The 12,459-nt window shown below is 70.0% G+C and carries 1 protein-coding gene; it reads right to left on the bottom strand.

The genetic code is table 11. The features are described 5' to 3' along the window. Positions 1 to 9 precede the first annotated feature (9 nt). On the bottom strand, positions 10 to 12,342 hold the full coding sequence (locus ACWDZ7_RS34805; RefSeq protein WP_451802610.1) for an amino acid adenylation domain-containing protein: 12,333 nt from the start codon (positions 12,340 to 12,342) through the stop codon (positions 10 to 12). Between the last annotated feature and the right edge of the window lie 117 nt (positions 12,343 to 12,459).

Raw genomic sequence — 12,459 nt, 5'->3', positions numbered from 1 at the left:
GTCTGCTCCTTACAGCGCTTGTTCATCGGCCAGTCCGGCCTCGAGTTGGTCCATCTGGTCGGATGAGAGATTGACGAGCGTGCCGGCCGAGGGCTCCGGCGCGGCGGTGGCGTCGCCGTCGGCGGGGAGTTCCGTAACAAGCACCGCCAGCCGTTCCGGCGTCCGCTCTTCGAACACCTGCCATGGGGTCAGTTCCAGCCCTTTGCGGCGGGCTCGAGCCGATAGCTGCATCGAGATGATCGAATCACCGCCGAGTTCGAAGAAGCTGTCGTCAACTCCCACCCGGTCCAGGCCGAGTACCTCCGCGAACAGTTCGCACAGCCTCGCCTCCATGGCCGTGCGCGGGCTTCGCTTCGAGGACCCGCCCATGAAGTCGGGGGTCTGCAGCGCCCGGTGATCGAGCTTGCCGTTCGGGGTGAGTGGCATGTGCTCCAGCGACACGAATGCCGCGGGCATCATGTACTCCGGCAGGCGTTCGGCCGCCAGCTCGCGCAGCGCGGAGGTCAGCGTGCCGTTCTCGCCAGAAGCGTCGGCCGACGGCACGACATACGCCACCAGTTGCTTGTCGCCGGGGCCGTCCCTGCGGACGGCGACCGCCACCTGGCCGACCCCTGGGTGCTCCGCGAGCACGGCCTCGATCTCAGCCGGCTCGACCCGGTATCCGCGCACCTTGACCTGCGCGTCGACCCGGCCCGCAAAGACCAGCTGACCCTCCCGGTTCCAGCGGAACCGGTCGCCGGAGCGGTACATCCGCTCACCGGGGGCGAACGGACTCGCGACGAACCGCTCCGCCGTCAGGCCGGGGCGTCCGAGGTATCCACGAGCCAGTCCGACGCCCGTGATGTAGAGCTCGCCGACCACCTCCGGCGGTACCGGCTGGAGGAAGGCGTCGAGCACATAGTGCTGCACGTTGTAGATCGGGCCGCCGAGCGGGACCACGTCGTGTCCTGGAGCCAGCGGGGCGCTCATCGTCGAGCAGATGGTCGTCTCGGTCGGCCCGTAGGCTTGGATCACCCGACGGCCCGGCGACCAGCGGTCCACCAGCGCGGCCGGTAGTGCTTCGCCGCCCGTCAACACTGTCTGCAGGGTGTCCGGCAGGTCGTCCTCGCTCGCCAGCACACTCGGCGACACGGTCAGGTGGGTGATACCCGCCATGCGGATCGCGTCGCCCAGTGTCACCCGGGGCGGCATGCTCGCCGCGTCCGGCAGTACCAAGGTCGCACCGGCCAGCAGAGCCATGTACAGCTCGGAGACGATGGCGTCGAATCCGATCGCGGACAACTGCAGGACCCGCGAGGACGACGTCACGGCCATCCGCTCGATGTGCGCATACCCCAGGTTGACGAGTCCGGAGTGGGCGACCAGGACGCCCTTGGGCACCCCTGTCGACCCCGACGTGTAGATCACGTACGCCGCGTCTTCGGGTGCCACTCGCGGCAACTCCACACCCGGATCGGCGGCGGCCGGCTCATCCAGCACCAGCACCGTGCCCACGAACTCCGCGGGTACGGCCGCTCGAGTCGTCCTCGTGCACACCAGCACCTCTGGCGCCGAGTTCGCCAGGATGAACTCGATGCGCTCACGGGGATAGTCCGGATCGACCGGCACGAACGCCCCGCCGGCGAACGACACCGCCATCAAGGTCACCGCCAGCTCGGCCGAGCGCTCGACCAGTACGCCCACCCGGGCCTCACGCCGCACGCCCATGCCCACGAGCAGTCGCGCCAGCGCTTCGACTTCGCCAAGCAACTCGCTGTACGACAGGTTCCGCGCCGCGTCCTGCACCGCCGGCGCGTCCGGCGTCTGCTCGACCTGCCTGCGGAACAGTACCGGCAGTGTCTCCGCCGCAAGCGGCTCGTCGGTTTTGTTCCACTCGTCCACCACCAGGCGGCGTTGCTCAGGTCCGATCAGGCCGACCCGTCCCACCGGCGTTCGCGGATCGGCCACGACCTGCTCCAGAGCCCGCAGGAGCGACGCGAGAAGCTCCTCGACCTGGGTCCGCTCGAACGCGTCCGGGCGGAAGATGACTTCGCCATGGACGGGACCCGCTACGGATGCGCGCATGGACAGTGGGTAGTGCCCGGTGTCGTTCGGAATTCCCGCGGGACGCATGACGAGTGCGTCGGGTTCTTCGGACACAGGCGGCGGGGGCGGGTAGTTCTCGAACACCACGATCGTGTCGAATGCCGCGCCGGGCCCGGCGTGCTGATTGATCTCGGTCAGCCCGATGTGCTGATGCGGTATCAGCGCGACCTGCCGTTCCTGCAGGTCCGCCAGCATGTCGAGGAACGGTTCGGCGCCGACCAGGCGGGCCCGGACGGGCAGCATGTTCATGAACAGGCCGACCGCGGACTCGACACCGGGGATCTCGGGCGGACGACCGGCCACCGCGGCGCCGAAGACCACGTCGTCGCGACCGGTCAGCCGGGCCAGCAGCAGTGCCCAGACCCCTTGAAAGAGCGTGTTCGCCGTCACACCGTGCTGGCGGGTGAACTCCACCAGGCGCCGGCTCAGATCGTCGTCGAGTGCGAACCCGGCCCGGTCGGGCTCGACGGGCGCGATGATCGTTTCCGGTGGCACGACGTGGGTCGCCTCGTCGAGGCCCGCGAGTTCGGCCCGCCACGCCTCCCGGGCAGCCGCCTTGTCCTGGTGAACGGTCCAGGCGAGATAGTCGCGGTACGACGTCGGGGTCGGCAACGCCTGGCCCTCACCGCCGGCATAGTAGGCCGCCAGCACCTCACCGGTGATGAGCGGCAGGGACCATCCGTCCGCCGCGATGTGATGCGACGTGAAGATGAGCCGGTGCCGGCGGTCACCGAGACGCAGCAGATGCAGACGCAGCTGCGGCGCCCGGGCCAGGTCGAACCGCTCGGCATGCAGCTCCGCCGCGAGACGGTCGACTTCCGCCAGCGCCTCGTCCGTGGGCAGATGGGACAGATCGGTCTCCTGCCAGGGCGGCGTCACCCCGCCGGCGACCGCCTGCACCGTCGCACTGGACCCGAGCTGATGGAAACTCGCCCGCAGGGCGGGGTGCCGGTCCAGCAACACCTGCCACGACCTGCGGAAGCGGGCGACGTCCAGCGGTCCCTCGATGACGAGGACGCGCATACTCGCGTAGACGTCCGGGCCGCGCTCGTCGGCGGCGTGGAACAGCAGGCCCTCCTGGAGCGGAGACAGCGGCCAGATGTCGAGCAGGCCCGGTACGGCGGCCTCGACCTCGGCCACATCCCGCTGCGTCAGCGCGGTGAGCGGGAAGTCGGATGGCGTGTGCCCCCCGACGCCGCCGGCGTCGACGTGGGCGGCCAGGCCGGTCAGCATGTCCAGCCAGCCCTGCCCGAGCGACTCCGCCTCGGCTTCGCCGAGTATGCGCCCGGCCCAGGTCATGGTCAGCTCGAGCTCGGGTCCGTCGGCGGCGTCCAGCACGACCGCGTCGATCTCCAGGACATGCCGCAATGCCGTGTCCTGGTCCGTCGTACCGCCGATGGTCCCCACCATCTGCCAGGGCTCCGCGGCACCGTCGGGCCGGGACGAGAAGCGGCCGAGGTAGTTGAACCCGATCTCCGGCTTCGGCAGCGCCGCCAGGGTAGGCCCGGTCTCGGCGTTGAGGTGACGCAGCATCCCATAGCCGAGCCCGCCGTCGGGCACGGCTCGCACGTTCTCCTTGACGCTCTTCAGCAGCCGGCCTGCCGCGTCGCCACCCGAGATGACTTCGGCCGTGTCGATCCCGGCCACATCCAGGCGGAGCGGATGTATGTCGGTGAACCAGCCGACCGTCCGGGACAGGTCCAGGTCATCGATGGGCTGGCGTCCGTGCCCCTCGACGTCCACCACGACGGCCGTGTCGCCGCACCATCGGGCCACCGCGCCCGCCAGGGTGGCCAGCAACACCTCGTGGACACCACAGTGGAAGGCCGAGGTCGCCTTCGCTACAAGGACACCGGCCTTGTCCCGCGGCAACTTCCAAGACCTGCGTCCCGCGGTCGACATGGTGTCGCGCGTGGGGTCGAACTCGCCCCGCCGCGACTGCGTTCCGGCGAGGATCGCCGTCCACGTCTCCAGCTCCGCGGTCCGGATCGCCGCCTGATCGGCCAGCGTTCGCGCCCAACGCCGGTACGAGACGTCGACCGGATCGAGCACCGGTTCCCGGCCCGCGGCCACGGCTGCACATGCCACCTGCAGGTCCGGCAGCAGGACTCGCCACGACACGACGTCGGCCAGGAGATGGTGCGCCACCACCACGAGCCGTCCCAGGCGGCCGGGTCCGGCGTCCACCCACACCGCCCTGATCATCACGCCGGCGGCGGGATCCAGCCGGGCGGCCGTCTCGTCGGCGCAGCGCTCCGCGATCTTGTCCACGTCACCGGCACCGGCCTCGACCCGCTCGACCAGTGTCGCCGCGGCTACCGCTGCACGGTCGGCCACGACCAGCCGGGGCTGCTCTCCGTCGGTCTCGACGATCCGGCCGCGCAGCATGTCGTGGGTGGCGATCACCGCGGCCAGTCCGGCCGCCAGCACGTCCACGGACAGGTCGTCGGGCGCGCCCACGGTCACCCACTGCGCCAGGGCGCGTCGGGTCAGCGCGCGGGGATCGCGTTCGAGCAATGCCCGCACCACCGGCGTCCACGGGACCTCGCCGACGCCGTCGGCGACGTCGGTCCGCGCCGGTCCGCCACGCTCGGCGACCGCCGCGATCCGCGCGGGCGTCTTCTGCTCGAAGACCTCCTTCGCCCCGAAGACGAAGTCCTCGCGACGTGCGCGGGCGGCCAATCGCATCGACAGGATCGAGTCACCGCCCAGCTCGAAGAAGCCGTCGTCGGCACCGACCCGGTCCAGCCCGAGTATCTCGGCGAACAGGTCGCACAACACGCGCTCGGCCTCGGTACGCGGCTCGCGGCCGGCCGCCTTCGCGGTGAACTCCGGAGCCGGCAGGGCCGCACGGTCGATCTTTCCGTTGAGCGTCAGGGGGAAGTTGTCCAGCAGCACCACCACCGCGGGCACCATGAACTCCGGCAGCCGTGCCGCGAGGTGCTCGCGGACCGCCTCGGAATCCGGTCCCGGGTCCCCTTCCGTGGTCACATAGGCGATCAGCCGCTTCTCGCCAGGCTGGTCCTCCCGCACCACCACGGTCGCCTGCGCGACCTGCGGAACCTCGGCCAGGGCCGCCTCGATCTCCCCGGGCTCCACGCGGTAGCCCCGGATCTTCACCTGGGAGTCGGCCCTTCCGACGAACAGCAACTCACCCTGATCCGTCCAGCGCGCCAGGTCGCCGGTGCGGTACATCCGCCCGCCCGTCGCCCGGCCACCACCTGCGGAGGCGCTTGGCGCCGCCGCGTCGCCGGGGGCGAACGGATCAGCGACGAACCGCTCCGAGGTCGGCGCGCTCGCGCCCAGATAACCGTGCGCAAGGCCGGCGCCGGCGAGGTAGAGCTCGCCGGTCACGTTGGGCGCCACCGGTTGGAGGAACGCATCGAGCACGTAAGCCCGCCGTCCGGCCAGCGGTCGGCCGATCGGCAAGGTGTCGCCTGTTTCGTCCCACGGTTCGATGAGGTGCCACGTGGCGCAGAGGGTGGTCTCGGTGGGGCCGTAAAGCTGCCGGACTCGAACCTGCGGGCACGCCCGGCGCACCCGCGCGACGGACGCGAGGGGTACCGCGTCACCGCCAGTCAGGATCTCGCGCAGCCCGCGGAAGGACTCCGGCGACTCCTCGGCCACCACCCGGAAGCTCCCGGCCGTCAGATGGGCGGTGGTAACGCCACGTTCGATCGCCTCGCGCAGCCGCTGCGCGTCGACCGCGCCCGGTTCCGCGACCAGTACGCGGGCACCGCTGACCAGTGGCACCCAGATCTCCGCCAAGGACGCGTCGAACGCGTGCGACGCGTGCAGCAGCACGCAGTCGTCCGGGCCCTGCGACCAGCCGGCGTCGCTCGCCAGCGCCGCCACGCTTGCGTGCGGCACCGCGACGCCCTTGGGGACCCCGGTCGATCCCGAGGTGTACATCACGTAGGCCACGTCGTGCGGCCCGACCGTGAGTGTCGGCGCCTCGTGCGGCACTTCCCCGGTCGCCGGTGCGTCCATGACCACCGGCTCGACCCCGTCCGGCACCGCGTCGCGGGTCGCTCCCACGCAGACCGCCACCCGTGCGCCGGCATCGGCCAGCATCCGGTCGATGCGTTCCGCGGGGTAGTCCACATTCACCGGCACCTGCGCGGCTCCCGCCTTCCAGACCGCGAGCAGGGCGACGAACAGGTCCGCGCCGCGTTCCATCACCACGCCGACACAGTCGCCATGCCGCACACCCGTCCCGGCGAGGTGCCTTGCCAACCCATCCGATGCCCGGTCGAGGTCGGCATACGACAGGGTGCGTCCCCCGTCCATGACCGCCACCGCGTCCGGGGACCTATTGGCCTGCCGCCGGAACAGCTCCAGCACCGACTGACTGCCGGCCGCTTCGCCGCTCGAACTCCCGTGCTCCACCACCGACGCACGCGTCGATTCGTTCGTCACGGCCAGGCGGCCCACCGGAAGCGAGGGCTCCGCCACCATCTGCTCAATGACCCGCACGACCTGCCCGGCAACCTCAGCGGCTGCTTCCTGGTCGATCCGATCGGGCCGGTAGGCCACGTCGATCCGCAAGCGGTTCCCGGGAGAGACGCTCATGGTCAGCGGATAACTGGTACCGGTCCGGGTGCGGACCGAGCTGATCGCAAAACCACCGTCACCACCGGGACCAGCGGCGTCGTCCGGGTAGTTCACGACCATCACGATGGTGTCGAAGATCGCGCCCGTCCCCGCCAGCCGCTGGATCTTCGACAGCCCCAGGTACTGATGCTCCGTCAACGCCGCTTGGCGCCTCTGCAAGTCCCGCAACATGTCCAGCGTCGGCCGGCTGCCTTCGAGCCGTACCCGCACCGGGACGGTGTTGATGAACATCCCCACCATCCGCTCGACGTCCGGCACATCCGCGGGACGTCCCGACACCACGGTCCCGAACACCACGTCCGTCCGGCCCGCCAGCCGCGCCAGCACCAACGCCCATGCACCCTGCACGATCGTGCTCAACGTCAGTCCGTGGCCGCGTGCGAAGCCGGTGAGCGCCCGCGTCGCCTCCTCGGACAGGCATTCGGCATGCCCGTCCGGCATGACCATCGCCTTGTCCGCGTCGGCGTCCATCAGGGTCGGTTCGTCCGACCCGGCGAGCTCGGACTGCCACGCCGCTCGTGTCGCCTCCTCGTCCTGACGGCGCAGCCACACCAGGTAGTCCCGATAGGACGGTGGCGTCGACGAGCCCTGTCCACCCGCGTAACCCGTCGACATCTCGCCCAGGACGATCGGTGTGGACCAGCCGTCCAGGACAACGTGATGCGACGTCACGACGAGCCGGTGCGTGCTCTGACCGAGACGGATCAGCAACAGCCGCAGCAGCGGCGCCTTGGACACATCGAACCGCTCCGCCTGGTCCCGCGCGAGCAGGCGGTCGACCTCCGCCGCCGCGGCCGCCTCATCGAGGTGCGACAGATCGGCCTCACGCCATGGGATATCGACTTCGCCCTCGACGACCTGCACCGTTTCGCCGGTTCCGAGCTGGTGGAAGCTCGTCTGGAGCGACTCGTGCCGGGCGACCAGCCGTTGCCACGCCGCACGCAGCCGTTGCGCGTCGACCGGCCCGTCGAGGTCCAGGATCCGCTGGCTCTGGTAGACGTCGACGCCGTCCTCGTCGATGGCCCGCTCGAAGAGCATGCCTTCCTGCAGCGGTGACAGAGGCCAGATGTCCGTCAGCCCTGGCGCCGCGGCCTCCAGCTCCGCCACGTCCCGCTGCGTCAGCTCGACGAGGTCGAAGTCGGTCGGGGTGTGCCCGCCGGCGTCGGGATCCTCGGCCAGCGCCGCGAAGCCGGTCAGCATCTCCAGCCATGCCTCGCCGAGCTGCTCCACCGTGGCGGGGTCCAGATCCCTGCCATCGATGACCAGCCTCAGCCGGGGTCCGGCGGGCGTGTCCTGAACGTCCGCCGCCACCTCCACCGGGTGGGCCGCGAGCATCTGCGGACCGCCGCCGAGCGACTCTTCGCTCCCCTGCCACACGGTGTCCTCTGCGGCGAGGCTGGACCGGCCGAGGTAATTGAATCCGATCTGCGGGGACGGCAACTCGGCCAGCCTGGCCCCGGTATCGGGGTTGAGATAGCGCAACAGCCCGTAGCCGAGGCCATCGCCGGGGACGGCGCGGGCCTGTTCCTTCACGGCCTTCAGCAACTGGCCGGCCGCGGCGTTCCCCGCTGCCGCGGCGGAAAGGTCGACATCGGAGATGTCGAGGCGGACCGGGTGGACGCTGGTGAACCAGCCCACGGTGCGCAACAGATCCTCACCGTCGGCGGCATGGCGGCCATGGCCTTCCACGTCCACCAGGATCCCGGCGCCGGCACCGCGCCGGCGCGCCACCGCACCCCCGAGGCCTGCCAGCAGGACTTCGTGAATCCCGCAGTGGAAAACCTGTGGCAGCCGGGCCACCAGACTGTGCGCCGTGGTTCCGGACAGCGTCCATGACCACGAGTGCGACTGCCCGGTCTGCCTTTCGAAGGACGAATCCGCACCATCCAGTACGGCGACCCAGTGATCGACCTCAGCGATCGTGCTCTCGCTGAACGCCTGCTCGGTCAGCCGCCGCGCCCAGTGCCGATACGAGGTCGTCGCAGGCTCGAGTGCGGGGAGAGCGCCGGAGACAACCGCGTCGTATGCCGATCGAAGATCCGGCAGCAGGATGCCCCATGAGACCGCGTCGACCGACAGATGATGCACTACCAGAGCCAACCGGCCCGGCCGGTCGCTTCCGGCGTCGACCCAGACGGCCCGCACCATGATTCCCGCCGACGGGTTCAGCGTGCCGGCCACCGTCCTGGCTTGGTGCTCGGCGAACTCATCGAGGTCCGCGGTCCCGGCCGGCACCCGCGTGACCAGGCCGGCCGCGTCCACCGCGCCGCGATCGGCCACGAACAGCCGCCCGTCAGGCTCCACTCGTGCCCGCAGCAGATCGTGCACGTCCAGCACCGCTTGCAGGGCACTCACCAGAGCGTCCGGACTCAGGTCTGCCGGGGTGACGACGACTTTCGCCTGCACGAAGCCAGGGCGCACCGCGGCATCCCCGAGGGCACGCATCACCGGCGTCCATGGGATCTCTCCCACGCCTGTGACCGCCTCGGAGCGGTCCTGTACTCGTGCCGTCAGGGCCTGTTGTGTCAGTGCCGCAAGTCGCTCAGGGGTCCGGTGCTCAAAAATCTGTCGCGGGGTGAGGAAGATTCCCTCGCGTCGCGCACGGGCGGCCACCTGCATTGACGAGATCGAGTCTCCGCCCAGCTCGAAGAAGCTGCCTTCGACCCCGACCCGTTCCAGACCAAGGACTTCGGCGAAGACTCCACACAGGATGCGCTCGGCCTCCGTGTCCGGCTCCCGGCTGACCGCCTTCGCGGCGAAGTCCGGTTCGGGCAGGGCCTGCCGGTCCACCTTTCCGTTGACCGTCAACGGCAGCTGGTCCAGCACCAGCACCGCGGCCGGAACCATGAAGTCGGGCAGCGTCTCCGCGAGCTGCTCGCGCAGCCGCACCGGGTCGACGTCGTGCCCCGCTTCGGCGACCACGTAACCGATCAGGTGCTGCTCGCCCCGCACGGACACGACGGCCTGGCCAACACCGGGCAGCCCGGCGAGGACCACCTCGATCTCGCCGGGCTCCACTCGATACCCGCGGATCTTGACCTGGTCGTCGGCGCGTCCGGCGAACGCCAGCGCACCCTGGTCCGTCCAGTACGCCAGGTCCCCGGTCCGGTACATGCACGCACCCGTCACCCGGCCACCGCCCCCCGCGGAGTCGCTGTGCGCCGCCGCGTCGCCGGGAGCGAACGGATCAGCGACGAACCGCTCTGCCGTCAATGCCGCACGACCGAGATAGCCCTGCGCCACACCGGCTCCAGCGACATACAGCTCTCCCACCACGCCCGGAGGCACAGGACGCAGGAACGCATCGAGGACGTATGTTCGCCGCCCCGAAAGCGGTCGTCCGATCGGCAGCACTGATCCCGTCGCATCGCCGGGTTCGAGCAGCCACCACGTCGCACACAGCGTGGCCTCCGTCGGGCCGTAGAGATGCCGCACCCGCACCCCCGGACTGCTGCGCCGCACGCGCTCCACCGCCGCGGGCGGCACCGCGTCCCCACCGGTCAGCACCTCGCGCAGACCGCCGAGCGACTCCGGTGACTCCTCGGCCATCACCCGGAAGGTCCCCGCGGTCAGGTGGGCGACCGTGACGCCGCCGGCCACATATCCAGCCAGAGCCTCGCCGTCCACGGCGCCCGATCCGGCCAGCACCACCCTGGCACCCGACAGCAGCGGCACCCACAGCTCGAACAGGGATATGTCGAAGGCGTGCGAGGCATGCGTCAACACGGCGTCGTCAGGGCCGATTGCCCATCCCGGCTCCCCGACCAGGGCCGCGACGTTGCCGTGCGATACCACGACGCCCTTCGGTGTTCCCGTCGACCCCGACGTGTACATCACGTAGGCGAGGTCGTCAGCGTGTACGCCCACGGACAGAGGGGTGCACTCCGCCACTGCCTGCCGCGTCCGGAAATCGTCCAGGACGATCGGATCGAGCCCTGCGCCCATCACGACATCTCGGTGCGCTTGCGCGCACACCACTGCCGCCGGCTCCGCATCCGCGAGCATGAACCTCAGGCGTTCCGCCGGATAGGCGGGATCCACGGGGACGTACGCCGCGCCTGCCTTCCAGACCGCGAGCAGCGTCGCGATGAGTTCGGGCGACCGGCCCATCACCACGGCCACCCGATCCCCGCGCCGCACTCCCCTGCTGTGCAGATAGCCGGCGAGCCGCTCCGCGTGCTCAGCCAGTTCCCCGAACGACATCGCCCGATCGCCATCGACGACCGCTACCTCGTCGCGGCGGCGCTCCACCTGGCGGTCGAACAGATCCGGGGCCGGCCGGCCCGGCACCATGGCGGCTGCCGTACCCCATTCGTCGACCACCACATCACGCTCGGCCGCACTCGTCACATCGACCTCGGCCACCGTCAGGTCGCCCGCACCCGTCAGCTGACGCAGAACCTCCTGCAACCGCTCGACGATGGAGAATGCCGTGGCCCGATCGAAGAGCTCCGTCAGATAGTCGAGTTTGAGGAGCATCGATTCGCCGGGAACGCAAACCAGCGTCAGCGGGTAATGGGCGGCTGCCCGGCCCTGACGTATTCGAATGCCAAAATTCCCCGCGGAGTCCGATTCGGCGGGCTTGTTGGGGAACTTCTCGAAGACGAGCAAGGTGTCGAAGATCGCGCCGGGCCCGGCCGCCTGCTGTATGTCAACCAATCCCACGAACTGGTCAGGTATGAGGGCCGACTGCCGTTTCTGCAATTCCGCCAGCAGCTCCATGACCGGTGCCGAGCCGCGAAGCCGCACGCGCACCGGAACGGTGTTGAGGAAAAGCCCCGCCATCTCCTCCACGCCGGGCAGATCCGGCGGGCGCGCCGACACCGCCGCCCCGAACACCACGTCCGTCCGGCCCGCCAGTCGCGCCAGCACCATCGCCCACGCGCCCTGCACCACAGTGTTCAACGTCAGCCCATGGCCACGAGCCAGCTCGTCCAGCGAGCGCGTGAGGGCCTTGGGCAGCTCGAGCTCGACGCTCTCCGGCACGCCGGGCGCTCGCCCCGGATCGGCGGGCGCCACCAGCGTCGGTTCCTCGGCACCACGCAGCTGCGCCACCCATGCCGACAGCGCCCTCTCCTTGTCCTGCCTGCTCAGCCACGCGAGGTAGTCCCGATATGACGTGACCGCGGGCAGGGCCAGCGGGTCGCCGTCGGCCGGGTACAGCTTCGACAGCTCGTTGACCACGACGGGCAACGACCAACCGTCCATGATCGAGTGATGGCAGGTCATCACCAGTCGATGCGTACGGTCGTCGAGGTGGATCAAGGTCAGCCGCAGCAACGGCGCCTGCGCGAGGTCGAATCGCTTCGTGCGATCCTCCTCGGCCAGCTCCCGCACGGTCTCGTCGGGGTCATCGAGGTGGGAGAGGTCGACCTCGCGCCACGGCAGTTCCACCTCCTTGAGGACGATCTGCACCGTCTCACCCGACTTACGCTGCCGAAAGCAGGCCCGAAGCGGAGCGTGCCGGGTCAGCAGCGCCTCCCATGCCGCGCGCAGCCTGGCCGCGTCCACCGGTCCGTCCAGCTCCAGGATCCAATGGCCTATGTAGACGTCGGGCCCTTCGCCGTCGTAAACCGCGTGGAAGAGCAACCCAGCCTGCAGTGGCGACAGCGGCCAGATTCCCTCGATACGCGACTGGGCCATCAATGTCTCCCTTAATCAGCTATGGGCTTGACGTTGGTCGTCGAACTCAACCGTGATTTCCTCAACTCGCCCTGATTCAGGGACGAGGAGGTCGACTTGGAATGCGCAACGTGCCGC

Source organism: Streptomyces sp. NPDC003032 (assembly GCF_053591415.1).
Note: the sequence above shows the minus strand (reverse complement) of the source record. Positions and strands in the feature narration are given on the sequence as shown.

What these genes read in the sequence shown, in the direction of transcription:
- ACWDZ7_RS34805 (WP_451802610.1), bottom strand. Translation starts at nt 12,342, where the DNA reads ATGGCCCAGTCGCGTATCGAGGGAATCTGGCCGCTGTCGCCACTGCAG.